23 protein-coding genes are annotated in these 22,799 nt (G+C 69.9%); 14 read left to right on the top strand and 9 right to left on the bottom strand.

All coding sequences use genetic code 11. The features are described 5' to 3' along the window. The first annotated feature begins 57 nt into the window (after positions 1-57). A complete protein-coding gene (locus tag V6M57_RS12885) occupies positions 58-393 on the top strand; it encodes a hypothetical protein (RefSeq protein ID WP_332815394.1) in 336 nt (111 codons plus the stop codon). Between the two features lie 54 nt (positions 394-447). Here V6M57_RS12885 and V6M57_RS12880 read toward each other — a convergent pair whose 3' ends face one another. Both V6M57_RS12880 and V6M57_RS12875 read right to left on the bottom strand, forming a co-directional pair. Then, positions 448-909, bottom strand: a complete 462-nt coding sequence (locus V6M57_RS12880; protein ID WP_332815393.1) for an NUDIX domain-containing protein — start codon at positions 907-909, stop codon at positions 448-450. After that, positions 906-1,736 carry an AraC family transcriptional regulator gene (locus V6M57_RS12875; RefSeq protein WP_332815392.1) on the bottom strand — a complete coding sequence of 277 codons (831 nt, stop codon included), beginning with the start codon at positions 1,734-1,736 and terminating at the stop codon, positions 906-908. The genes V6M57_RS12880 and V6M57_RS12875 overlap by 4 nt, the downstream gene beginning before the upstream one ends. An 85-nt stretch (positions 1,737-1,821) precedes the next feature. Here V6M57_RS12875 and V6M57_RS12870 point away from each other — a divergent pair, with 85 nt between their 5' ends. The 4 genes from V6M57_RS12870 to V6M57_RS12855 all read left to right on the top strand — a co-directional run bounded on the left by V6M57_RS12870 (position 1,822) and on the right by V6M57_RS12855 (position 6,239). Continuing rightward, positions 1,822-3,054 (top strand): MFS transporter, encoded by a 1,233-nt coding sequence (locus V6M57_RS12870; RefSeq protein ID WP_332815391.1) that lies wholly within the window; start codon positions 1,822-1,824, stop codon positions 3,052-3,054. An 81-nt stretch (positions 3,055-3,135) separates the two neighbouring features. Next, positions 3,136-4,785, top strand: a complete 1,650-nt coding sequence (locus V6M57_RS12865; protein WP_332815390.1) for an AAA family ATPase — start codon at positions 3,136-3,138, stop codon at positions 4,783-4,785. A gap of 2 nt (positions 4,786-4,787) precedes the next feature. Beyond that, positions 4,788-5,462 carry a general secretion pathway protein GspB gene (locus V6M57_RS12860; RefSeq protein ID WP_332815389.1) on the top strand — a complete coding sequence of 225 codons (675 nt, stop codon included), beginning with the start codon at positions 4,788-4,790 and terminating at the stop codon, positions 5,460-5,462. Between the two features lie 261 nt (positions 5,463-5,723). Continuing rightward, positions 5,724-6,239, top strand: coding sequence for a bactofilin family protein (locus tag V6M57_RS12855; protein WP_332815388.1), 516 nt, complete (start codon positions 5,724-5,726; stop codon positions 6,237-6,239). A 66-nt stretch (positions 6,240-6,305) separates the two neighbouring features. On the opposite strand, the gene V6M57_RS12850 is transcribed toward V6M57_RS12855, so the two are convergent. The 4 genes from V6M57_RS12850 to V6M57_RS12835 all read right to left on the bottom strand — a co-directional run bounded on the left by V6M57_RS12850 (position 6,306) and on the right by V6M57_RS12835 (position 10,321). After that, positions 6,306-7,184, bottom strand: a complete 879-nt coding sequence (locus tag V6M57_RS12850) for a sugar phosphate isomerase/epimerase family protein (protein WP_332815387.1) — start codon at positions 7,182-7,184, stop codon at positions 6,306-6,308. Positions 7,185-7,199: 15 nt separating this feature from the next. After that, the gene (locus V6M57_RS12845; protein WP_332815386.1) at positions 7,200-8,387 is read right to left on the bottom strand and encodes a dihydrodipicolinate synthase family protein; all 1,188 of its coding nucleotides are present in this window, start codon (positions 8,385-8,387) and stop codon (positions 7,200-7,202) included. A gap of 7 nt (positions 8,388-8,394) precedes the next feature. Then, the gene (locus tag V6M57_RS12840) at positions 8,395-9,558 is read right to left on the bottom strand and encodes a Gfo/Idh/MocA family protein (RefSeq protein ID WP_332815385.1); all 1,164 of its coding nucleotides are present in this window, start codon (positions 9,556-9,558) and stop codon (positions 8,395-8,397) included. Between the two features lie 100 nt (positions 9,559-9,658). Beyond that, positions 9,659-10,321, bottom strand: a complete 663-nt coding sequence (locus tag V6M57_RS12835) for a TetR/AcrR family transcriptional regulator (RefSeq protein WP_332815384.1) — start codon at positions 10,319-10,321, stop codon at positions 9,659-9,661. Between the two features lie 37 nt (positions 10,322-10,358). Here V6M57_RS12835 and V6M57_RS12830 point away from each other — a divergent pair, with 37 nt between their 5' ends. Then, complete coding sequence (locus tag V6M57_RS12830; protein WP_332815383.1) at positions 10,359-12,056, top strand: thiamine pyrophosphate-binding protein; 1,698 nt, start codon at positions 10,359-10,361, stop codon at positions 12,054-12,056. A 97-nt stretch (positions 12,057-12,153) separates the two neighbouring features. Here V6M57_RS12830 and V6M57_RS12825 read toward each other — a convergent pair whose 3' ends face one another. Together V6M57_RS12825 and yedA are read right to left on the bottom strand one after the other, a co-directional pair. Next, on the bottom strand, positions 12,154-12,594 hold the full coding sequence (locus tag V6M57_RS12825) for an SWIB/MDM2 domain-containing protein (protein ID WP_332815382.1): 441 nt from the start codon (positions 12,592-12,594) through the stop codon (positions 12,154-12,156). A gap of 199 nt (positions 12,595-12,793) precedes the next feature. Continuing rightward, positions 12,794-13,693 carry a drug/metabolite exporter YedA gene (gene yedA, locus V6M57_RS12820; protein WP_332815381.1) on the bottom strand — a complete coding sequence of 300 codons (900 nt, stop codon included), beginning with the start codon at positions 13,691-13,693 and terminating at the stop codon, positions 12,794-12,796. Positions 13,694-13,784: 91 nt separating this feature from the next. Here yedA and V6M57_RS12815 point away from each other — a divergent pair, with 91 nt between their 5' ends. Further along, positions 13,785-14,279: an Lrp/AsnC family transcriptional regulator gene (locus tag V6M57_RS12815; protein WP_332815380.1), complete on the top strand. Its 495-nt coding sequence runs from the start codon at positions 13,785-13,787 to the stop codon at positions 14,277-14,279. Next, positions 14,276-14,776 (top strand): ribonuclease E activity regulator RraA, encoded by a 501-nt coding sequence (gene rraA / locus V6M57_RS12810; protein ID WP_332815379.1) that lies wholly within the window; start codon positions 14,276-14,278, stop codon positions 14,774-14,776. The genes V6M57_RS12815 and rraA overlap by 4 nt, the downstream gene beginning before the upstream one ends. Here the strand turns inward: rraA and V6M57_RS12805 are convergent. Beyond that, positions 14,754-15,611, bottom strand: a complete 858-nt coding sequence (locus V6M57_RS12805) for a DMT family transporter (protein WP_442968827.1) — start codon at positions 15,609-15,611, stop codon at positions 14,754-14,756. The genes rraA and V6M57_RS12805 overlap by 23 nt on opposite strands. Before the next feature lie 421 nt (positions 15,612-16,032). Here V6M57_RS12805 and aceA point away from each other — a divergent pair, with 421 nt between their 5' ends. The 6 genes from aceA (at position 16,033) to rpmI (ending at position 22,776) form a co-directional block, all read left to right on the top strand. Further along, positions 16,033-17,340, top strand: coding sequence for an isocitrate lyase (gene aceA, locus V6M57_RS12800; RefSeq protein WP_332815431.1), 1,308 nt, complete (start codon positions 16,033-16,035; stop codon positions 17,338-17,340). A 108-nt stretch (positions 17,341-17,448) separates the two neighbouring features. Beyond that, complete coding sequence (locus tag V6M57_RS12795) at positions 17,449-19,344, top strand: CHASE domain-containing protein (RefSeq protein WP_332815377.1); 1,896 nt, start codon at positions 17,449-17,451, stop codon at positions 19,342-19,344. 68 nt (positions 19,345-19,412) lie between these two features. Continuing rightward, the gene (locus tag V6M57_RS12790; RefSeq protein WP_332815376.1) at positions 19,413-19,607 is read left to right on the top strand and encodes a hypothetical protein; all 195 of its coding nucleotides are present in this window, start codon (positions 19,413-19,415) and stop codon (positions 19,605-19,607) included. Positions 19,608-19,814: 207 nt separating this feature from the next. Further along, positions 19,815-21,722: a threonine--tRNA ligase gene (gene thrS, locus V6M57_RS12785; RefSeq protein ID WP_332815375.1), complete on the top strand. Its 1,908-nt coding sequence runs from the start codon at positions 19,815-19,817 to the stop codon at positions 21,720-21,722. A gap of 77 nt (positions 21,723-21,799) precedes the next feature. Continuing rightward, a complete protein-coding gene (infC, locus tag V6M57_RS12780; RefSeq protein WP_332815430.1) occupies positions 21,800-22,396 on the top strand; it encodes a translation initiation factor IF-3 in 597 nt (198 codons plus the stop codon). Positions 22,397-22,572: 176 nt separating this feature from the next. Beyond that, entirely contained in the window at positions 22,573-22,776 is a 204-nt protein-coding gene (gene rpmI / locus V6M57_RS12775) for a 50S ribosomal protein L35 (protein WP_332815374.1), read from the top strand. Positions 22,777-22,799: the final 23 nt, after the last annotated feature.

Genomic DNA, 22,799 nt, shown 5'->3' with positions numbered 1-22,799 from the left:
GGCGCGCTTCGCGGGGCGGCCAGCATTCGCGGGCAGCAACCCGCGAGCGAGTCCGCCATGCCACCGATTGCCCTTGCCGACGAAGACGACCGGCCCGCGCCGCCCATCGCGCTGGATGCGCGCTGCCAGGACGACTACTGGAGCGCGGCCTACCACAGGGAGCGCTACTTCCGGCCGGGCTGCGATTACGAGGACTACGCGCCGGCCTACTGCGTAGGCTACGTCGGCTTCGCGCAATACGGCGGCGAGTACGAGCACGCCGAGCGCTCGCTGTGCGCCAACTGGGAGCGCATCAAGGGCGCTTCGCGGCTGACGGTGGAGGAGGCGAGGGCGGCCATCCGCGCCGCCTGGGACCGGCTGGCGCGCGAAACGCGGGGGTCCGGCTGGGCCTAGGCATTGCACCGGCCTGGGTCGCCGCGCGACTCGCCGGTTCGTACCCGGCGCCGGTCAGCGGCTGGGCGCGAGTTGCGCCAGCCGGTCCAGGAAGGGGTGCTGTGCAGGCAACAGCTTGCGGCGCGCGGCGTCCAGCGTGAACCACTCGACGCGGTCGATCTCGGGGAACTGCCGGCGGCGTCCGGAGCGCGGAGGCCATTCGATCTCGAACGGGTTGCAGCGCAGCTCGGCAGGGTCGAAATCGCCTTCGAAGGCCCAGGCCTGCACGCACTTGCCGCTTTTCTGCCGCACTTCGCCCAGCCCGGTGAAGGGGCCCGCCGGCCGGCAGCCGGTTTCCTCCTCGAACTCGCGCCGCGCGGTGGCGAGCGCATCTTCGCCGGCGCCGGCTTCTCCCTTGGGCAGCGTCCATGCCCCTTCGTCCCTGCGGGCCCAGAACGGCCCGCCGGGGTGCGCCAGCAGCACCTGCAGCCCGGCGCTGCCGCGCCGGAACATCAGCAGGCCGGCACTGCGGGTCATGCCGGGGCGGCGTTGCGTGGCTGGAAGTGCCGCGGCGGCTGCCCCATGGCCGCCTTGAACATGGCGCTGAAGGCGCTCTCGCTGGCATAGCCGGTGGCTGCCGCCACCTGGTTCACCGCCGCGCCGCGCGCCAGCAGGGGCAGTGCGTGCGCCAGCACGACCTGCTGGCGCCACTGCTGGTAGCCGGTGCCCAGTTCGGCCTGGAACAGGCGCGCCAGGGTGCGCTCGCTGGCGCCCACCTCGGCGGCCCACCCGGCCAGGCTGGCGCGCTCGCCCGGTGCGCGCAGCACGGCCTCGCAGAGGGCGCGCAGGCGCTTGTCGCCGCCCGGTGGCGGCAGCGGCACGCCAAGGGCCTGCGGGTCGGCCTGGCGCAGTTCCTCCAGCACCAGTGCGCTGAGCAACTGCTCGCGGGCGCGGGCCAGCGGCCGCCGGTCCATCGCCTCGACCAGTTCGCGCAGCAGGGGCGAAACACGCAGCACGCGGCAGCCGGCCCAGCCTCGCGGCGTCGCGCCGGCGTGCAGGTAGAGGGTGCGGAACTCCGCCTCCTGCAGCACGCGCACCGAGTGGCGCGCACCCGGCGCGATCCACACCGCACGCGAGGGCGGCACGATGTACGTGACCTCCTCGGGCGACCCGCAACCGCGCTCGGCCGTTACCTGCAGGACGCCGCGGGCGCAATAGGCCAGCTGGGCCCAGGCATGGCTGTGCGGCTCGAAATGGGAATCGGCGGGCAGGGCCCGCGCCCGCAGTCGCACTGGCTGCCCAGGCGTGGGGCGGAAGGCCTCGGCATCCGCCAGCGGCTGGGGCAGTGCAAGCGTGCGGGGCATGGTGCCGAATTCTGGCGGAAATTCGGGGGAAACTGGCTAACCGTCGCATTCCGGTACGGCGCGCCGGCCGCTAGCATCCAGCTCCATGACTGCCGCCGCCGCCGCGCCGGCCCTTCCACCCCTGCGCCAGGACGCCGGCGTGATCGGGCTGGTGGGCCTCGCCCACCTGATCAGCCATTTCAGCCAGCTGTTGCTGCCGCCCTTGTTTCCCTGGCTGAAGGATGCGCTGGGGGCCAGCTACCTGCAGCTGGGTTTCCTGATGACGCTGTTCTTCGTCGTCTCCTGTGGCGTGCAGGCGGCGTCGGGCTTCCTGGTCGACCGGCACGGGCCGCGGCCGGTGCTGTTCGGGGGACTGGCGCTGGTGGGCCTGGCGGCATTCGGGTTTGCGGCCAGCACCAGCTACTGGATGATGGCCGTGTTCGCGATGGTGGCGGGACTGGGCAACGGCGTGTTCCACCCGGTCGACTACACGCTGCTCAACCGCAGGGTGAGCGCGCCCCGGCTGGGGCACGCGTACAGCTTCCACGGGATCACGGGCAGCCTGGGCTGGGCACTGGCGCCCGCCCTGGTGGTGCCGCTGGCGATCGCATTCTCCTGGCGGGTGGCCCTGGCGGCGGCGGGCGCGCTGGCCTGGGGCGTGCTGCTGTTCCTGTGGATGCACAGGCGCCAGCTGGAACTCCCTGCCGCGCCGGCGGCGGCCGCGGCACCGGCCGCCCAGGGCAGCGGGACCTTCGACTTCCTGCGCGTGCCCACCGTGTGGATGTGCTTTGCCTTCTTCTTCGTGTACGCCGTCGTGCTGAGCGTGGTGCAGGCCTTCGCGCCCGAAGCCGCGCGCCTCTTGCACGGCGTGCCGGTCGGCCTGGCCGCCGCCTGCTTGACGATCTACATGGTGGCGGGGGCCGCAGGCATGGTGCTGGGGGGCTTCCTCGCCGCCGATCCTTCGCGCTGCGAGCGCATCGTGGGCGCCGGCTTCGGCATGGCGGCGCTGGTGGCGCTGGCCGTCGGGGTGGCGCCGCTGCCGGCGCTGGCGGTGCCCGTCCTGTTCGGTGTCATGGGCTTCGCCAGCGGCATCGCGGGGCCTTCGCGCGACATGATCGTGAAGCGATCGACACCGCCCAACGCCAGCGGGCGGGTGTTCGGCATCGTCTACTCGGGGCTGGACATCGGGCAGGCCGCCGCGCCGCTCGTCTTCGGCAGCCTGATGGACCACCGCCGCTACGCCGGCGTGTGGCTGGGGCTGGCCCTGATGCAGCTGTTGCTGATCGCCAGCGCCTTCAACGTGCGTCGCGTGCGGCGCGCAGCGCTGGCGACCGCCTGATCGCTGCGCTCGCGCAGGCGCCGCGGGGCGAGCGCCAGCGCCCCCCACGGGCACTGCGTCGACGGTTATCCTTGCCACCCTATGTACGCGCCGTATTTCGGGCTGTCGCAGGAGCCGTTCTCGATCGCGCCGGACCCGCGCTACCTGTTCATGAGCGAGCGCCACCGCGAGGCGCTGGCGCACCTGCTGTACGGGCTGGGCGGCGGGGGCGGCTTCGTGTTGCTGACGGGCGAGATCGGCACCGGCAAGACCACCGTGTGCCGCTGCTTCCTGGAGCAGATCCCCGGCAACTGCAACGTCGCCTACATCTTCAATCCCAAGCTCACGGTCACCGAGCTGCTGCAGGCCGTGTGCGATGAGTTCCGCATCGCCGTGCCGCGCCGCGAAGGCCCGGCGCCCACCGTCAAGGACTACCTCGACCCGCTGAACGCCTTCCTGCTGCAGTCGCATGCGCAGGGCCGCAACAGCGTCCTGATCATCGACGAGGCGCAGAACCTCTCGGCCGACGTGCTGGAACAGCTGCGGCTGCTGACCAACCTGGAGACCAGCGAGCGCAAGCTGCTGCAGGTCATCCTGATCGGCCAGCCGGAGCTGCGCGAACTGCTGGCGCAGCCCCGCCTAGAGCAGCTGGCGCAGCGGGTGATCGCCCGCTACCACCTCGACGCCCTGCGCCGCGACGAGACCGAGCAGTACGTGCGGCACCGGCTGGAAGTGGCGGGGCTGTCGCGGGCGCTGCCGTTCGAACGCCGCGCGCTCGAGCGCATCCATCGCCGCAGCGGCGGCGTGCCCAGGCGCATCAACCTGCTGTGCGACCGGGCCCTGCTCGGGGCCTTCGGACGCAGCGAGGCGGCGGTGACGCCTGCCATCGTCGAGCAGGCCGCTCGCGAGGTGTTCGGCCAGGGTGCCCGGCGGCCGCCCCCCGCCTGGCGGCGTTCCGCTGCGATGCTGGGGATCGGATTCGTGGCGGGGGCGGGGCTGCTGCTGGCCGCCCGGTTCTGGTCGGAGCCGCCCCAGGGCAGTGTCGGGGTGCCGCCGGCCGCCCGTGCGGTTCCCGCGCCAGCCGAGCTGGCCGAGCCGGCCATGGCGGCCGCGGGCGAGCCGGCGGTGGTCGAACCGGCCGGGGCGGTCGTGCCCGTTGCGGCCGTGCCCGCCGTTCCCCCGGCCTTGTTCAGCGACGAGAGGCAGGCCTGGCGCGAACTCGCCAAGGCCTGGCAGGTGCAGGTCGGCGAGGGCGATCCCTGCGGCGCGCTGGCGCGCGAGTCGCTGCACTGCTTCACCCGCGCGTTGCCGCTGGCACTGATCCGGCAGCTGGACCGGCCCGGCATCGTGGTGCTGGACCGCGACAGCGGCAAACCTTCCTATGCGGTGCTCACCGCACTGGGCGACAACGCGGCGACCCTGTCGGCGGGCGGCGCCGCGCAGACGGTCACGCTGGCGGCGCTGGCCGCGCGCTGGAACGGCGAGTGGGCCACCCTGTGGCGGGCGCCGCCCGGCTTCGATGCGCGCGCGCCCGAGCGCGGCGGCACCGCCGTGGCCGACTGGGTGGGCGCGCAACTCGCCAAGGCCGCCGGCGCGGCCGGTGACGCGCGCGCCGGCGCACTGCGCGAGCGCATCCGCCATTTCCAGCGGGCCCAGGGGCTGCCGGCCGACGGCCTGCTGGGCCCCCTGACCTTCATGCAACTCAATCGCAGCGCGGGGGTGGAAGAGCCGCGGCTGCGAGGGGTCCCCTGATCATGTCCTACATCCTCGACGCCCTGCGCAAGGCCGATGCGCAACGCGAACGCAGCCGCTTGCCGGGCCTGCAGGCGCAGCCGCATGCCGCGGGCAGCGCGGCGCCAACCGCTGCGCGCGGCGCGTGGGCGATGGCGGGCGCGGCCCTGGTGCTGGGATTCGGCGGCTTCGCCGCCTGGCAATCGATGCGGGGCGAACCACCCCCTGCACCCGTGGCGGATGCTGCGCTGCTGGCGCCAACCCCAGCAGTGGCCCCGGTGCCACCGCCGCCAGGGCCGGCTCCGGCCGCGCAGATCCTGCCGCCGGCGCCTCCACCCCTGCCTGCACCCGCGCCTGCGCCCGTGCTGGCCAAGGCAGCGGCGCCCGATGCGCAGCCACCGGCGCCGGCGACTGCGCCCATCGGGACGGCTGCCGCGCCTGCACGGTCTGCCTCGGCCGTTGCGGCGGCTCCCGGCGCGGCTGACGGCGCCGTCTCGTCCAGGGTGCCGGACGGGGCGCCTGCGCTCGCGGTCAGCGGTGGCGTCTGGTCGCAGAACCCGGCCCAGCGGCTGCTGATCGTCAACGGGCAGGTGTTCAACGAGGGCAGCGAACTCGCACCCGGGGTGCGGCTGGAAGAAGTGAAGCAGCACCGGGCGGTGCTGGACTTCCGCGGCCAGCGCTACTCGGTGCCGTACTGACGCGCAGCGGCGGCTGGAACGTCGACCCGTGCCGTCACGCCGAGCCGATGAGACGCGCGGCGGCGCGGGCGAGACGTGGTTCGTGGCGCTGAGGCGCAACGCCGTGACCACGTCCCGGTCGTCCGCCGGCGCATGAAGGCAGCCGCCCCTCAACCGCCGCAGCCTTGTAAACGGTTACCGAACTTGCTCGGGCAACGATGCGTGTAAGCAAGCCCATCCCTAGCATCCATGGCTCATCCACACCACCGAGGAGTTCACGCGATGGCACTGCAGTCCCCCTTCTTCAACAACAACAAGCGCGACAACGACGTGCGCCCCGGCACGCCCAATGCTGCCGCGCTGGCTGCTGCCGCCGCGCCTGCTCCCACCGCGCCCACCGCCAACAACTCCAGCACTCCCGTGCCCGGCGGCGAGGCCAAGCTGACGGTCGGCCCCAACATCAAGCTCAAGGGCGTGGAGATCACCGATTGCGACACGCTGGTGGTCGAGGGATCGGTCGAGGCCACCATGGACTCGCGCATGATCCAGATCTCCGAGCGCGGCTCCTTCAAGGGCTCGGCCGAGATCGACGTGGCCGAGATCCGCGGTGCGTTCGACGGCAACCTGACGGTGCGCCAGAAGCTGGTGATCTATTCCACCGGCAAGGTGACCGGCCGCATCCGCTACGGCAAGGTGGTGATCGAGGAGGGCGGCCAGCTCTCCGGCGAGATCGAGTTCGGCACCAGCGGCGCCGCCGCCAACTCGGCCGTGCGCCCGCCCAAGCTCCAGGTCGCCTGAGTCCCGTGTCCCTGTGAAGCAAGCGCGGCCCCGGCCGCGCTTTTTTTGTTTGTCCGGCGCAGCCGGTCAGACGGCGCTGCGGTGCCGCTCGATGCAGGTGTCCAGCACCTCGCCGGCGTCGCGCCGCCACCAGTTGGCCGCCGAGAAGATCTCCACTTCGCTGTAGCCGGCGAAGCCCTGCGCCTCCATCCAGCCACGGATGCGGGGGATGTCGATCACGCCGTCCCCCATCATTCCCCGGTCGTTCAGCAGGTCGGTGGTGGGGGTGAGCCAGTCGCACACATGCAGGGCCAGCAATCGCTGGCGTCCGGCCCGTTCGATCTGGTCGCGCAGCTTGGGGTCCCACCACACGTGGTAGACGTCCACCGCCACGCCGAGCGCGCCGCTGCGCGAGGGGTCGAGCCGGTCGCACAGGTCCAGCGCCTGTTCCAGCGTGTTGACGCAGGCCCGGTCGGCCGCGTACATCGGATGCAGGGGCTCGATGGCCAGCGGCATGCCGGCCGCGCGCGAATGCTCCAGCAGCCGGCCGATGCCGTCGTGCACCTGCTGCCGCGACAGGGCGAGGTCCTTGTGCGCAGCCTTGCCGGCCAGCGCACCCGGCAGGGCACCCACCACCAGCACCAGGCACGCGGCGTTCAACTCGCGCGCTTCGTCGACGGCGCGGCGGTTGTCGTCGTCGGCCGCACGCAGGCCGGCGTCGTCGGCGGCCGTGAACATGCCGCCGCGGCAGTAGCCCGACAGCTCCAGGCCGTGGGCCTTCACGAGGCGCGAGACGTTCGCGAGCCCGGCCGCCGCGACCTGGTCGCGCCAGGGCGATATCGCCCGGATTCTCCGGCGCGCGCAGGCCTCGAGGATGTCGGGCAGCGGCAGGTCCTGCGCCCGGCTCTGCCGGACGGTGGCCGTGTTGATCGAGAGCCAGCGGTGGTCTTGCGAGAAATCGCGCACGGTGGTGCCGGCCCTTCAGGCGTCGATGCCATGCACGGCGAGCAGCGACTTCATGCGCCGCACGGCGAGCTCCGGCTGTTCCAGCAGGCCGGCTGCGTCGGCCAGCCGGAACAGCTCGGCCAGGTGCGGCAGGCTGCGGGCGCTCTGCTGCCCGCCGACCATGCTGAAGTGCTGCTGGTGGCCATTGACCCAGGCCATGAAGACGACGCCCGTCTTGTATAAGCGGGTGGGCGCCGCAAAGATGTGGCGCGACAGCGGCACCGTCGGGCCCAGGATGGCGTGGAAGCGATCCACCCGGCCGCACGCGAGCTCCCCCAGGGCCGCGCTGGCGGCGGGCGCGATGGCATCGAAGATGCCCAGCAGGGCGTCGCTCCCGCCGTGCGTGGGTTCGCTGCCGAAGCCGTCGCCGGCGATCAGCTCGGCGTAGTTGAAGTCGTCGCCCGTGTACATGCGCACGCCGGCGGGAAGGCGGCGCCGCATGGCGATCTCCCGGTCCTTGTCCAGCAGCGAGATCTTGATGCCGTCCACCTTGGCCGCGTGGGCAGCGATCACGCCCAGCGCCGTCTCCATGGCGGTGTCGACGTCGGCGCTGCCCCAGTAGCCGGCGAGGGCCGGGTCGAACATCTCGCCCAGCCAGTGCAGGATGACGGGCTGGCGGGCCTGCGAGAGGATGCGCCCGTACACGCGCTCGTAGTCCTGCGGCCCGCGGGCGACGCGCGCCAGTGCCCGGCTGGCCATGACGATCAGGCGACCCCCCAGGGCCTCGATGGCGGCCATCTGGTCCTCGTAGCCGCGGATCACATCGTCGACGGACTTCACGTCCTCCGGCGCGAGGTGGTCGGTGCCGCAGCCGGACGCGATGAGCGCGCCGGGCACATCGCGGGCCGCATCGAGCGAGCGGCGGATCAACTGCAGCGAGGTCGGCCAGTCCAGCCCCATGCCGCGCTGCGCCGTGTCCATCGCTTCGGCCACGCCGAGCCCGAGGGACCACAGCCGCTGCCGGTAGGCGATGGTGGCATCCCAGTCCAGCGCAGGCTGCAGCCAGGGGTCGGCCGGGGCCAGCGGGTCGGCGACCACGTGGGCCGCCGAATAGGCGATGCGATCGAAGCGCGTGCCGCGGGCCGGCTGCACCGGCTCGTTGCCGCTCAGCACGTAGGGTTGCAGGGCGCCCGCGGCGGTGGGAAGGATCAGCTTCAGGGCCATGGTGTCCTCACAGCGGCAGTTCGCCCACGTCCACCCAGCGCCGCTCCTTCCAGGACTGCAGCGCCGCCTCGACCAGTTGCACGCCCTTGGCGCCCTCCGGCAGCGTCCACGGATAGGGCGCGTCCTCGGCCACGTGGCGGATGAAGTGCTCCCACTGGACCTTGAAGCCGTTGTCGTAGACCTGGGTATCGGGCACCTCCTGCCACTGCCCGAAGAAGTCCATCGGCTGCCGGACATCGGGGTTCCAGACCGGACGAGGCGTGGCCACCCGGCTCTGTGCGCGGCAGTCGGTCAGGCCAGCCACCGCCGAGCCGTGGGTGCCGTCCACGTGGAAGGTCACCAGGTCGTCGCGGCGCACGCGAGTGGCCCAGGACATGTTCATCTGCGCGATCACGGGCTCGCCGCCGTGGCCGATCAGCTGGGCCGTCGCATAGGCGGCATCGTCGGCGGTCACGGCGTAGGGGCGGCCCGCTTCGTCCCAGCGCTGCGGGATGTGGGTGGTGCCCAGGCAGGAGATCGACTGCACCCGGCCGAACAGGTTGTCCAGCACGTAGCGCCAGTGGCACATCATGTCCAGGATCATCCCGCCGCCGTCCTCGGCCCGGTAGTTCCAGCTGGGCCGCTGGATCGGCTGCAGGTCGCCTTCGAACACCCAGTAGCCGAACTCCAGCCGCACGCTGAGCAGTCGGCCGAAGAAGCCGGCCCGGCGCAGCATGTCGAGCTTGCGCAGGCCGGGCAGGAAGAGCTTATCCTGCACGGCGCCGTGCTTGAGCCCGGAGGATTGGGCCAGGCGGGCGATGCCGACCGCTTCGTTGAGGTTGGTCGCGATCGGCTTCTCGCAGTACACGTGCTTGCCGGCGCGGATCGCCTGGGCGAGCAGGGCCGGACGCATCTGCGTGGTGCCCGCATCGAAGAACACGGTGTCGTCCGGATTGGCGAGCGCCTGCTCGAGGTCGGTGCCCCAGCGGGCGATCCCGTGCGCGCTGGCCAGGGCCTCGATCTTCTCGGCGTTGCGGCCGACCAGGATCGGGTCGGGCATGACGCGCTCGCCGCTGGAGAGCGCCACGCCGCCCTGGTTGCGGATGGCCACGATCGAGCGGATCAGGTGCTGGTTCATCCCCATCCGTCCGGTCACGCCGTGCATGATGAGTCCGAGTCGTCGGGTGGCCATGGTGGTTCCTCTCGCGGAGTCGTGGCAGGCGAGTTAATTCACTGGATGGTGAATTATAGGGTGCAGGCTCCCCCGTGCAAGCCGGGGGCCGGGCATCCGCTCAGGCCCTCAGGGCATAGCCGAGGATCACGTCGCACATGTGCGTGAGGCGCTCCTCGCGCGCCTTGGCCGTCATCAGGTCGTGGCCGAAGATGGCCGACAGCGTGTGGTTGTTGGACAGGTAGAAGTACGCCATGCCGGCGATCGAGATGTACAGCTGCAGCGGGTCGATCCCGCCGCGGAAGCTGCCCTCGCGGCGGCCGCGTTCCAGGATCCGGGCCAGCATCTCGATCAGCGGCGAGTTCAGTTCGCGCGCACGCCGCGAGCCCTGCAGGTGGCGCGCCTTGTGCAGGTTGGCGCTATTGAGCAGCGTGAGGAACTCGGGGTGGTCCAGGTAGTACGCCCAGGTGAATTCCACCAGCCGCCGCAGCGCGTCGGCCGGCCGCAGCTCCAGCAGGTTCAGCTGGCGCTCGGCCTGGCGGATGTCGCGGTAGGACTGCTCCAGCACGGCCTGGAACAGGGCCTCCTTGTCCTGGAAGTAGTAGTAGATCAGGCGCTTGTTCAGGCCTGCGCGCTCGGCGATGCGGTCCATGCGCGCGCCGCCCAGGCCATGCTCGGCGAACTCGTCGCGCGCCGCCGCTAAGATCGTGCTCTGGGATCGGTCGGCGTCGCGCACCCGCTCCTCCGCGGGAAGCGCAGTGTCCCGCCTGCTGGCTCGGGTCATGGGCCGATAATTCACGCAACGGTTAATCCAGTCAAGCATGACGCCCCAACGCCCCTGCCTTGCCGGCCACCTGATCGTCGAGTGCCTCGTGGCACAGGGCGTGACCCACGCCTTCGGGGTTCCGGGCGAGAGTTACCTGGCCGTGCTCGACGGCTTCCACGCCTTCGGCGACCGTATCTGCTTTGTCGTCAACCGGCAGGAGGGCGGCGCAGCCTTCATGGCGGAAGCGGTGGGCAAGCTGACCGGCCGCCCCGGCGTGTGCTTCGTCACCCGCGGGCCGGGGGCCACCAATGCCTCGATCGGCGTGCACACCGCCTTCCAGGATTCGACGCCGATGGTGCTGTTCGTGGGCGACGTGGCCTCGGACCAGCGTGACCGCGAGGCCTTCCAGGAGGTCGACTATGGCAGCTTCTTCGGACCGAGCACCAAGGGCATGGCCAAGCGGGTCGAACGCATAGACGACCCCGACCGGATCCCGGAAGCCGTCGCGCGCGCCTTCGCCACGGCCATGAACGGCCGGCCGGGCCCGGTCGTGCTGGTGTTGCCCGAGGACATGCTGAGCCGCCGCACGGCGGCGCAGCCGCTGCCGCAGGTGCAGCCGGTGCAGGCCGGCTGCGACCCGCAGGCGCTCGAGCGCCTGCGCGGCATGCTGGCCACGGCCCGGCGTCCCTTCGTGATCGCCGGCGGAGGCGGCTGGACGCCCGCGGCGGCGCAGGCCCTGCAGGGGTTCGCCGAGCGATGGCAGCTGCCGGTGGGCAACGCCTTCCGGTTCCAGGACACTTTCGACAACCACCACCCGCTCTACGCGGGCGATGTCGGCATCGGCATCAACCCGAAGCTCGCCGCGCGCATCCGCGAGAGCGACCTGGTGCTGGCGGTCGGCGCCCGGCTGGGAGAGATGACCACCGGCGGCTACACGCTGCTGCAGCCCCCGCGCCCGGCGCAACAACTGGTTCACATCCATGCAAGCGCCGAAGAACTGAACCGCGTCTACCAGGCCGACGTCGCGATCAATGCCGGCATGGAGGCAGTGGCCATCGCGCTGCAGGCGCTGGCCGCGCCCACGCAACTGCCATGGGGTGAATGGGCCCGCAGCGCGCACGCGGACTACGCAGCCAACCTGGTGCCGCAGCCGCTACCGGGCGACATCGACATGCCGGCCCTGGTGGCGGTCCTGCAGAAGCACTTGCCGGTCGACGCGGTGCTGACCAACGGCGCCGGCAACTTCGCCAGCTGGATGCACCGTTTCTATCGCTACCACGGCCTGGCCAAGGGCCTGAAGACGCAACTGGCGCCGACTTCGGGCGCGATGGGCTACGGCGTGCCGGCCGGCATTGCCGCCAGCCTGGCCAGCGGCCGCACCGCCTTCACCATCGCCGGAGACGGCGATTTCCTGATGACCGGGCAGGAGCTGGCGACCGCGGTGCAATTCGGCGGCAAGAGCATCATCGTGCTGCTGAACAACGGCATGTACGGCACCATCCGCATGCACCAGGAGCGCGAATACCCGCAGCACGTGCACGGCACGCAGCTGGCCAACCCCGATTTCGTGGCGCTGGCGCGCGCGTACGGTTATGCGGGCGCGCGCATCACCCGCACGTCGGAGTTCGAGCCTGAACTGGTCGCGGCGCTGGAGCGCAAGCAGGGCACGCTGATCGAGGTGATGCTGGATCCCGAGGTGATCACCACGCGCGGCACGCTCGGCGCGATCCGCCAGGCGGCGTTGCAGCGCTGAACCGCGCCTTGCGCGGGGCTCGGATCCCGCGCCACGGGGCGCCAACGAAAAAGGGCCGCACGAAGCGGCCCTTGTCGTCAGCGCGCGAGGGCGCGGCTTACTTGACGTGCTTGCCGATCAGGCCGGCCATCTCGAACATGGAGACCTGGGCCTTGCCGAAGATCTCGCGCAGCTTGGCGTCGGCGTTGACCATGCGCTTGTTGACGGAGTCCTGCAGCTTGTTCTTCTTGATGTAGGCCCACAGCTTGCTCACCACCTCGGTACGGGGCATGGGGCTGTTGCCGACCACGGCCGCCAGTTGCGGGCTGGGGGTCAGCGGCTTCATGAACGCCGCGTTGGGGGTGCGCTTCTTGGCGGGCGCCTTCTTGGCCGCGGCCTTCTTGGCCGGAGCCGCCTTCTTGGCGGGCGCCTTCTTGGCGGCAGCCTTCTTCGCCGGTGCGGCCTTCTTGGCGGGCGCCTTCTTGGCGACGGCCTTCTTCGCCGGTGCGGCCTTCTTGGCGGGAGCCTTCTTCGCCGCCGCTTTCTTCGCAGTTGCCATGATTTTGTTTCCTTCTAGAAGTGGATCGATCGCCAGCGGCTACGGCTGGCCACCACTGGCAGAGCGGATGCTAAAGGAGAAAAAACGCGTTTCCAAGGGGAAAACGGCATTTTTCGCTGGGCGCTGTCGCTTTTTTTCAGTGTGCCGCCGGGGTGGGGAGCCCGGTGCGCCGGCCCGGGCGGGGCGGCGCCGTCGCGCTTCAGGCGCCCTCCCGGCCCTGGCGGCCGCGCACGATCAGCATCACCCCGCCCAGCACCACGGCGCAGGCACCCCACTCGGCGGGACTGACCGCCTCGGCGCCGAGGGTGACGCCCAGCACCAGCGCGATCACCGGATTGACGAACGCGTAGCTGGTGGCCACGGCGGGCGAGGCGTGCCCGAGCAGGTACAGATAAGCGCTGAAGGCCACCAGCGAACCGGCGACCACCAGGTACAGCCACGCTGCGGCCGCCAGCGGCTGCGGCGGCCACTGCGGCTGCTCGCCCAGGACCAGCGACAGCGCCACCAGCACCGTGCCGCCGCACAGCATCTCGCTGGCAAAGCCCGCCGCGCCAGGCGCCAGCGGCCAGCGCGTGGTCGACAGCACCGAGCCGAGCGCCCAGGCCAGCGTGGCGACCGCCAGGCCGGCCAGCGCCTGCGGCGAAGCCGCGAAACTGGCGCCGCGCACCAGCAGCAGCACGCCGGCCAGTCCGACGGCCATGCCGGCCGCTTCCAGTCGGCCCGGCCGCTGGCCGAACAGCAGCCCCCAGAGGCAGACCAGCATCGGCACGACGGCGATGAAGGCAGCGACCAGGCCGGATCCCACGTGCTGCTCCGCACGGGCGGTGAGGCCCATGCCGAGGCCCAGCATCAGCGATCCGACCCCGGCGGCGTGCGCCCACTGGCGGGCCGTTGGCCAGGCGCCGCCGCGCAGCGCGACCCACCCGAACAGCAGGGCGCCCGCGCACAGGAAGCGGGTGCCCATCTGGAAGAACGGCGGGAAACTCGCGAGCGCCAGCTTGATCGCCAGGTAGGTGGATCCCCACACCAGGTAGCAGGCCAGCAGGGCCGGCACGAGCAGGCTGCGCGGACGCGGGAGGGACAGGGCGGCAGTGTTCATCGGGGCCCATCGTAGGTGGCGCGCCGGTCCTTGCACATGCACAATCCAAGGTCATTCCAATACCCTGCCTTTGAAATCAAGGTTGAAGTCGATGTCTACCGAAATTTCGGAAATCGATGCCTACGATGCCCGGATCCTGGCGGAACTGCAGCGCGACGCCCGCACCAGCATGGCCGAGCTCGGCCGGCGCGTGCACCTGAGCCAGCCTGCCGTGACCGAGCGCGTGCGCAAGCTGGAGCTGCAAGGCGTGATCCGGGGCTACCGCGCGGTGGTGGACCACCAGCGCCTGGGCTACGGCATCCGGGCCATCGTGCGCGTCGGCCGGGTGGAGTACGCGCGCGTCGTGAAGCTGATCGAGCAGACGCCGGAGGTGATCAACGCCTTCAACGTCACGGGCGAGGACAGCTGGATCCTGGAGATCGCGGTCATCGACGTCGAGCACCTGGATGCGGTGGTCACGCGCTTCTGTATCCTCACCGAAACCTCCACCTCGATCGTGCTGAACATGCCGCGCGAGAACGCGCCGGTGCTGCCGGCGCGACGGGAGAATATCAAACCCGCCATCAGGAAAGTGACCGGCCGATGAACCCGCCCGCCTTCAGCACCTGCGACCTGTGCGACGCGCACGAGAAAGACCTTGTTTCGATCCTGCGGGCGCTGCCTCCGGTGTTCCGGCCGTTCGGTGGCAGCCGGCGGTTCTGCGGCCCGGTGTCCACGGTGCGCTGTTTCGAGGACAACTCGCGCGTCAGGGAAGCGGTCGAGTCCCCCGGCCAGGGCCGGGTGCTGGTGGTGGACGGCGGCGGTTCGCTGCGGCGTGCCCTCGTGGGCGGCAACCTCGCCGCTGCCGCTGCGCGCAACGGCTGGGCCGGCATCGTCGTGGATGGTGCGGTGCGCGACCGTGGGGAACTGCAGGCGGCCGGCATCGGGGTGCGCGCCCTGGCGCTGATGCCGCAGCGCTCAGTGAAGCGGGGCGAAGGCGAGCGGGACGTGCCGGTGCTGATCCAGGGCGTGCCGGTGAGCCCCGGCAACTGGCTCTATGCCGACGAAGACGGCATCGTGGTCAGCGAGCGGGCCTTGCTCTGACCGGCAGCGTCGCCAGCAGCACCCCGGCCAGCGCCAGCGCGAACGCCGCAGCCTGCAGGCCGCCGAAAGGCTCGCCCAGGGCCAGCACGCCGACCGCGGCGGCGGCGACCGGCAGCATGACCGTGAAGACACCGGCCTGCGCGACCGGCAGGCTGCGCAGGCCCGTCATCCACAGCCACACGCTCCAGACGCTGGCCGCCAGCGAATAGAACAGCAGCAGGGCCCACGTTCCCGGCCCCGGGGCGCTGAAATCGAACTGCCAGGCCTGGTACAGGCCGAAGGGCGTCACCAGGACCAGTCCCCACAGGTTCACGACGGCGGCGATGCGCCGCGGGCCGATCGAGCCGGTCAGCTTCTTGCCGATCACCGCATACGAGGCCTCGCACAGGACCGCGCCGAAGACGAGCAGGTTGCCCAGCCAGGGCCGCGCACCGCCGCCTCCCCCATCCGCGCGGCCGGCCGCCAGCAAGGCGATCCCCCCGGCCGCGCACGCCGCCGCCGCCCAGACCCTTGGCGGCACCCGCTCGCGCAGGAAGGCCCAGCTCATGATGGCCACCGCGGCCGGGATCGCGGCCATGATGACGCCGGCCGACACTGCGCTGGTCATGCTCACACCATAGAGCATGAAGATCGAGAAGAGGAAGTTGCCCAGCAGCGACTCCAGGAACAGCAGGCGGCGGGTCTGCGGCGTGGGCGGAGGTTCGTTGGCGGCTCGTCGCAGCCAATGCGGCATGGCTGCAGCGCCGATCCCGAAACGGAGCCACGCCAGCAGGAAGACCGGGATGGCGGCCACCAGCGGCTTGGACAAGGCGACGTAGCTGCCCACCAGCGACATGCTGAGGGCGAGGCAGGCGCAGGCGAGGAGCCGGGAAGGGCGGGGCGGCACGGGCGGGCAAAAGCGCGATCTTGCCTGAGCCGCCCGGCCGCTCGCCGGGGCGCATCCGGCGCGCCAGCCGAAGAGAACGCAGGGCCGTGGAGACCTTCCGAAGGTTCTTTGCGTTCACGCAACAGCGTTTCTCGATGCGAAATACTCGATTGCTGCATCGCGGCAAAATTTTCCAATATGGGAAGTTGCCTCCCACAATACGGAAGTTGGTGTGTAGGTCATTGATTTTCAATAAAAAATAATGCGTCTTCTATAAGACACAAGATAGCTTCCAGGTCTTCTACAAGACTTAAAGTGGCTGCCAGGGCGAAGCACTCGCCACCCCCTTTCAACAACCACGGAGAGAAAGACCATGAGCAACTGGACGCACCTGAGCCGCGAGCAACAGATCGCGCAACTGGAGAAGGACTGGGCGGAGAACCCGCGCTGGAAGGGGATCAAGCGCGGCTACAGCGCCGCCGACGTGGTGCGCCTGCGCGGCTCGCTGCAGGTCGAGCACACCCTGGCCCGGCGCGGCTCCGAGAAGCTCTGGAACCTGATCAACACCGAGCCCTTCGTCAACTCGCTCGGCGCGCTGACCGGCAACCAGGCCATGCAGCAGGTCAAGGCCGGCCTCAAGGCGATCTACCTGTCCGGCTGGCAGGTCGCGGGCGACGCCAACAGCAACGGCGAGATGTACCCGGACCAGTCGCTGTACTCCGTCGACTCCGTGCCGAAGGTCGTCAGGAAAATCAACGCCACCTTCGCCCGCGCCGACCAGATCCAGTGGAGCGAGGGCAAGGGGCCCGGCGACGAGGGCTACGTCGACTACTTCGCACCGATCGTGGCCGATGCCGAAGCCGGTTTCGGCGGCGTGCTCAATGCGTTCGAGCTGATGAAGTCCATGATCGAGGCGGGTGCCGCCGGCGTGCACTTCGAGGACCAGCTGGCCGCCGCCAAGAAGTGCGGCCACATGGGCGGCAAAGTGCTGGTGCCGACGCGTGAAGCCGTTTCCAAGCTGGTGGCGGCCCGGCTGGCGGCCGACGTGATGGGCACGCCCACCGTACTGCTGGCCCGCACCGACGCGGAGGCCGCCGACCTGGTGACCAGCGACGTCGATGCGAACGACCAGCCCTTCTTCACCGGCGAGCGTACCGTGGAGGGCTTCTACCGCAGCCGCAACGGCCTGGAGCAGGCGATCAGCCGCGGCCTGGCCTACGCCGAGTACGCCGACCTGATCTGGTGCGAAACCGGCACGCCGGACCTGGCCTTCGCCAAGGCGTTCGCGGACGCGATCCACGCGAAGTTCCCTGGCAAGCTGCTGGCCTACAACTGCTCGCCGTCCTTCAACTGGAAGAAGAACCTGGACGACGCCACCATCGCCAAGTTCCAGAAGGAACTGGGTGCGATGGGCTACAAGTTCCAGTTCATCACGCTGGCCGGCTTCCACAGCCTGAACTATTCGATGTTCAACCTGGCCTATGGCTACGCCCGCAACCAGATGAGCGCCTTCGTCGAGCTGCAGCAGGCCGAGTTCGCGGCGGCCGAGAAGGGTTTCACGGCGGTCAAGCACCAGCGCGAGGTGGGCACCGGTTACTTCGACGCCGTGACCACCACCATCGAGAAGGAAGCCTCGACGGCCGCGCTCAAGGGCTCGACCGAAGACGCGCAGTTCTTCGACGAGAAGAAGGCGGCCTGATCCGACCCGGCGGCCGGAAGGCCCGGAGGCTCGCCGGCCTCCGGGCCTTTCTTCATGGCTCCATTGGGTAGGATCGCGGTCAGGCCTGCCGCCGCCCCCTGCGCTGACGTGTCCGCAACGCCCGAGCCAGCCCCACCCGACAAGGACGCCGCGCGCAAGCGGTCGGCGTGGCTCGCCCCTGCCGCCGTGTTCGCGCTGGCGCTGTCCGTCACGGCCGTGCTGTTGCTGTCGGTCACGCGTTCGATCGAACTGCGCGACCGGGCGGCCTTCGAAGCCGAAGCCTCCCGCACGGCCGACGCGGTGCGCGAGCGCATCGACACCACCATCACGCTGCTGCACGGCGTGACCGGGTTGTTCGCCGCCAGCCGCAACCAGGTCTCGCGCCACGAGTTCGCGGACTACATGGCGCAACTGGACCTGGGCGACCGCTATCCGGGCATCCTGGGCATCGGCTACACCGTGCGGCTCGAGCCCGCGGAGGTGCCGCACCTGGAGGAGCGCATGCGAAGCCAGGGCGGCGAGCCGGACTTTCGCGTGTGGCCCCCAGACCCGCGGCCCACCTACTATTCCATCGTTCACCTGGAGCCGCTGAACAAGCGGAACCGGGCCGCCATCGGTTACGACATGTCGACCAACCCGGTACGACGGGCGGCGATGGAGCGCGCCCGCGACCTGGGCCGGCCGGCCGCATCCGGCAAGGTGACCCTGGTGCAGGAGATCGACGCCGACAAGCAGGCGGGCTTCCTCATCTACCTGCCCGTGTACCGCGGCGAGCGCTTGCCCAGGGACCTTGCCGAACGACGGGGGGCACTGGAAGGATTCGTGTACGCCCCGCTGCGCGTCGGCGACCTGCTGCAGGGCGTGCGCGGCAGCAGGGGGCGGGAGATCGACTTCGCGCTCTACGACGGCGAGCAGATCCGGTCCGATGCGCTGATGCGGTCCACGCGCGAGCCGCAAGCGGTGCCGCCTGCGTACAGCGCGATGCGCCAGCTGGATGTCGCCGGCCGCCCCTGGCTGCTGGTGCTGACCAGCCGTCCGGCGCTGGAGTCGCGGTCGCAACGCCGGCTGGTGCCCTGGCTGGCGGCGCTGTCGGTGGCGGTCTCCGCGCTGCTGGCCTGGATCACGCTGGTGCAGGCGCGCGCCCGGCGCGCGGCCGAGTCCGCCGCCCAGCAGCGCCGCCTCAACGAGCTGGCGCTGCGCGCCAGCGAGGAGCGTGCGCGGGAGCGGGCGCAGCGGCTGGAGCAGTTGTACGAGGAGCAACGCGAAAGCGACCGGCGCAAGGACGAGTTCCTGGCCGTGCTGGCGCACGAACTGCGCAATCCGCTGGCGCCGATACGCAATTCGCTGGAGATCCTCAACCGCGCGCCGGACGGCGAGCTGGCCCGCCGGGCCCGCGCGATCGCCGTGCGCCAGGTGCGGCAGATGGTGCGCCTGATCGACGACCTGCTGGATGTCTCGCGCATTTCGCGCGGCAAGATCGTGCTGCAGGTGCGCAGGGTGCGACTGGCCGAAGTGGTGGATGCGGCGGTCGAGACCAGCCGGCCGTTGATGGAGGAGCGCGAACACCGGCTGCACGCCGGATTCGTGGACCCCGACCTCGAACTCGATGCCGATCCGACGCGGGTGGCGCAGATCCTCACCAACCTGCTGAACAACGCGGCGAACTACACGCCGCCGGGAGGCGACGTGTGGCTCCTGGTGTCCACGCCCGGCCCCGGCGAGGTGCGCATCGTGGTGCGGGACAACGGCATCGGCATCGAGCCGCAGAAGCTGCGCGAGATCTTCGACCTTTTCATGCAGGTGAACCGGTCCCCGGCGGGTGGCGGGCTGGGCATAGGCCTGAGCCTGGCAGCCCGGCTGGCCGAGATGCACGGGGGCCGGATCGAAGCGCGCAGCGAAGGCCTGGGCCGCGGCGCGGAGTTCGTGCTGGTGCTGCCGCGGGCCGGGCACGGGCCGGCTGCGGAACATGCGCCGGGCGCGGTCGCCGATGCGGCGGGCGGCTGACCCGGGATCAGCCCCTTTGCACCGCGGCCGTTCGCCGCTAGAGTGCCCGCCAGCACACCGGAGGCCGCATGACCGACAGCAACGAGAAGACGGGCGTGTTCGACGCGCGCCTATTGACCCAGCAGCGCTGCCCCGAGTGCGGCGGCACGGGCGAACTGCGCATCGAGAGCGAAAACATCAACGAGCACTTCGAGGTGGAGAAGCAGGTCGTGGTCGCGCCCTGTGCCCGCTGCAACGGCTCGGGTTTCACTCCCGCGGGTTAGAATGGATGGTCCACCACCAGCCAAGAACCGGGAAAGGCAGCTTCGGTTATGACACCGCGAACTACTCCGCAAGGAACGGCCCGCTGACGGCCGGATGGTCGCGCACGCACTGAACGCATCTCCCGACGTCCAGCAAGAGCGCGGCTACAGGCCGCGCTTTTCGTTTGTCCCGCTGGAGTTTCCCATCCGCTGGAGGTTTTCCTGCCCATGATCCAGATCACGCTTCCCGACGGCTCGCGCCGTGAATACCCCGCACCGGTGACGGTGGCCGAGATTGCCGCGTCCATCGGCGCCGGGCTGGCCAAGGCCGCGATTGCCGGCAAGGTCGACGGCAAGGTGGTGGACACCGGCTACACGGTCGACCGCGACGCCCCCGTTTCCATCGTCACCGCCAAGGACCCGGAAGGGCTGGAGGTGATCCGCCACTCGACCGCGCACCTGCTCGCGTACGCGGTCAAGGAGCTGTTTCCCGAGGCCCAGGTGACCATCGGCCCGGTGATCGAGAACGGCTTCTACTACGACTTCGCCTACAAGCGGCCCTTCACGCCCGAAGACCTCGCCGCCATCGAAAAGCGCATGGCCGAGCTGGCGGCCAGGGACGAGCCCGTCGCGCGGCGGGTGCTGCCCCGCGACGCGGCCGTGGAGTACTTCAAGGGCATCGGCGAGCACTACAAGGCCGAAATCATCGCCAGCATCCCGCAAGGCGAAGAGGTGTCGCTGTACCGGGAGGGCAGCTTCGAGGACCTGTGCCGCGGCCCGCACGTGCCCAGCACGGGCAAGTTGCGGCATTTCAAGCTGATGAAGGTGGCCGGCGCCTACTGGCGCGGCGACCACCGCAACGAGATGCTGCAGCGGATCTACGGCACGGCGTGGGCCAGCAAGGAGGACCTGCAGCAGTACCTGACCATGCTGGAGGAGGCCGAAAAGCGCGACCACCGCAAGCTCGGCCGCGAACTGGACCTGTTCCACATCGACGACGTGGCGCCGGGCGTGGTGTTCTGGCATCCCAAGGGCTGGGCGGTGTGGCAGGTCGTCGAGCAGTACATGCGCCAGGTCTACAAGGACACCGGCTACCAGGAAGTGAAGGGACCGCAGATCCTGGACAAGAGCCTGTGGGAGAAGACCGGCCACTGGCAGAACTACCGGGAGAACATGTTCACGACCGAGAGCGAGAAGCGCGACTACGCCCTCAAGCCGATGAACTGCCCCGGGCACGTGCTGATCTTCAAGTCGGCGCTGCGCAGCTACCGCGACCTGCCCTTGCGCTATGGCGAGTTCGGCCAGTGCCACCGCAACGAGCCCTCGGGCGCCCTGCACGGCATCATGCGGGTGCGCGGTTTCACCCAGGACGACGGCCACGCGTTCTGCACGGAAGACCAGATCCTGGACGAGTGCGTGGATTACACCGCCAAGCTGCAGCAGGTCTACAGGGACTTTGGCTTCACCGACATCCTGTACAAGGTGGCGACGAGGCCGGACCAGCGGGTCGGCTCGGACGGGCTCTGGGACAAGGCCGAGCACGCCTGCATGGAAGCGCTGCGCCGGTCCGGGGTCGAATTCGAGGTCTCGCCCGGCGACGGCGCGTTCTACGGACCGAAGATCGAGTACACGCTGAAGGACGCGCTGGGCCGCCAGTGGCAGTGCGGGACCATGCAGGTGGACTTCAACACGGCCGAGCGGCTGGGTGCGGAATACGTCACGGAAACCAGCGGCCGGGCGCACCCGGTGATGCTGCACCGGGCCATCGTCGGCAGCCTCGAGCGCTTCATCGGCATGCTCATCGAGCACCATGCCGGCGCCCTACCGGCCTGGCTGGCGCCGGTGCAGGTGGCCGTGCTGAACATCACGGACGGACAGGCCGACTGGGCCCGTGAGGTTGCAAAAATACTGCGAAATCAAGGCTTTAGGGCCGAGCTCGACCTTCGCAACGAGAAGATCACGTATAAAATACGGGAGCATTCGATGCAGAAGCTGCCTTACATCCTGGTCGTGGGCGACAAGGAAAAGGCGGCGGGTGCCGTCGCAGTGCGCGCCCGGGGCAACCAGGACCTCGGCGCAATGCCCCTGCAGGCTTTCGCCGAAAGGCTGTCGCGGGACATTGCCGGCAAGAGCTGACCTTCTCCGAAGTACCGGCCTTGGCGTCCGCGCGCACAGCGGCGGTTTCGCTGCTGGCGCAGCCATTTTTTTGAAGGATAGAGACCATCGCTACTGACTTTCGCGACCGCCGCCACCGCGAGGAACGCAAGCACCGCCTGAACCGGGAAATCATGGCCCCGGAAGTCCGGCTCTCCGGGCCGGAGAACGAGCCCCTGGGGATCGTCAGCCTCCAGGAAGCCCTGCGAATGGCCGGCGAACTGGACGTGGACCTGGTCGAGATCGCCGCCACCGCCAATCCGCCGGTCTGCCGGCTGATGGACTACGGCAAGTTCAAGTACCAGGAACAGAAGAAGGCCGCGGAGGCGAAAGCCAAGCAGAAGGTCATCGAGGTCAAGGAAATCAAGTTCCGCCCGGGCACCGACGACGGCGACTACAACATCAAGATGCGCAACATCCGGCGCTTCCTGGAAGAGGGCGACAAGTGCAAGATCACGCTGCGCTTCCGGGGGCGGGAGATCACGCACCAGGAGATCGGGATGGCACTGCTGCAGCGCATCCGCGAGGAACTGGGCGACACCATCGTGGTGGAACAGTTCCCCAAACTGGAAGGCCGGCAGATGATCATGATGATCGCGCCGAGCCGCAAGAAGGCGGCACAGCCCAGGCCGGCCACGGAGGCCGCGGCGGCATAGGGGAATGGCGGATGACGGATGACCCTGGGTCGTCCGTCGTCGAAGTCTTTTGCCATTTGGAGTTTGGCGAACGGCGGGTGGGTCGCCCGGCGTTCGCAACAAGTGGCTCGGGGCCATCAAGACGCGAAGGATTCGCGGCGCCTCACGAGCACAAGACAAAGAGAAGGAGCAGTCACATGCCCAAGATGAAGACCAAGAGCGGGGCCAAGAAGCGCTTCCGCGTGCGCCCCGGCGGCACCGTCAAGCGCGGCCAGGCATTCAAGCGCCACATCCTGACCAAGAAGACCACCAAGAACAAGCGCCAGCTGCGTGGCGCCGTGAACGTGCACGAGACCAATCTCGGCCACATGGCGCAGATGCTGCCGTTCGCCGGGCTGTAACCCGAAGACGAAGAAAGGAGAAC

The sequence above is a fragment of the Ramlibacter sp. genome, from assembly GCF_036676645.1.
Classification (GTDB): domain Bacteria; phylum Pseudomonadota; class Gammaproteobacteria; order Burkholderiales; family Burkholderiaceae_C; genus Ramlibacter.
This window is presented reverse-complemented; position numbering and strand designations above follow the sequence as displayed.

Coding starts and splice junctions, on each gene's coding strand:
- V6M57_RS12885 (WP_332815394.1), top strand. CDS start 58: ATGCCACCGATTGCCCTTGCCGACGAAGACGACCGGCCCGCGCCGCCC.
- V6M57_RS12880 (WP_332815393.1), bottom strand. CDS start 909: ATGACCCGCAGTGCCGGCCTGCTGATGTTCCGGCGCGGCAGCGCCGGG.
- V6M57_RS12875 (WP_332815392.1), bottom strand. CDS start 1,736: ATGCCCCGCACGCTTGCACTGCCCCAGCCGCTGGCGGATGCCGAGGCC.
- V6M57_RS12870 (WP_332815391.1), top strand. CDS start 1,822: ATGACTGCCGCCGCCGCCGCGCCGGCCCTTCCACCCCTGCGCCAGGAC.
- V6M57_RS12865 (WP_332815390.1), top strand. CDS start 3,136: ATGTACGCGCCGTATTTCGGGCTGTCGCAGGAGCCGTTCTCGATCGCG.
- V6M57_RS12860 (WP_332815389.1), top strand. CDS start 4,788: ATGTCCTACATCCTCGACGCCCTGCGCAAGGCCGATGCGCAACGCGAA.
- V6M57_RS12855 (WP_332815388.1), top strand. CDS start 5,724: ATGGCACTGCAGTCCCCCTTCTTCAACAACAACAAGCGCGACAACGAC.
- V6M57_RS12845 (WP_332815386.1), bottom strand. CDS start 8,387: ATGGCCCTGAAGCTGATCCTTCCCACCGCCGCGGGCGCCCTGCAACCC.
- V6M57_RS12840 (WP_332815385.1), bottom strand. CDS start 9,558: ATGGCCACCCGACGACTCGGACTCATCATGCACGGCGTGACCGGACGG.
- V6M57_RS12835 (WP_332815384.1), bottom strand. CDS start 10,321: ATGACCCGAGCCAGCAGGCGGGACACTGCGCTTCCCGCGGAGGAGCGG.
- V6M57_RS12830 (WP_332815383.1), top strand. CDS start 10,359: ATGACGCCCCAACGCCCCTGCCTTGCCGGCCACCTGATCGTCGAGTGC.
- V6M57_RS12825 (WP_332815382.1), bottom strand. CDS start 12,594: ATGGCAACTGCGAAGAAAGCGGCGGCGAAGAAGGCTCCCGCCAAGAAG.
- yedA (WP_332815381.1), bottom strand. CDS start 13,693: ATGAACACTGCCGCCCTGTCCCTCCCGCGTCCGCGCAGCCTGCTCGTG.
- V6M57_RS12815 (WP_332815380.1), top strand. CDS start 13,785: ATGTCTACCGAAATTTCGGAAATCGATGCCTACGATGCCCGGATCCTG.
- rraA (WP_332815379.1), top strand. CDS start 14,276: ATGAACCCGCCCGCCTTCAGCACCTGCGACCTGTGCGACGCGCACGAG.
- V6M57_RS12805 (WP_442968827.1), bottom strand. CDS start 15,611: ATGTCGCTGGTGGGCAGCTACGTCGCCTTGTCCAAGCCGCTGGTGGCC.
- V6M57_RS12790 (WP_332815376.1), top strand. CDS start 19,413: ATGACCGACAGCAACGAGAAGACGGGCGTGTTCGACGCGCGCCTATTG.
- thrS (WP_332815375.1), top strand. CDS start 19,815: ATGATCCAGATCACGCTTCCCGACGGCTCGCGCCGTGAATACCCCGCA.
- rpmI (WP_332815374.1), top strand. CDS start 22,573: ATGCCCAAGATGAAGACCAAGAGCGGGGCCAAGAAGCGCTTCCGCGTG.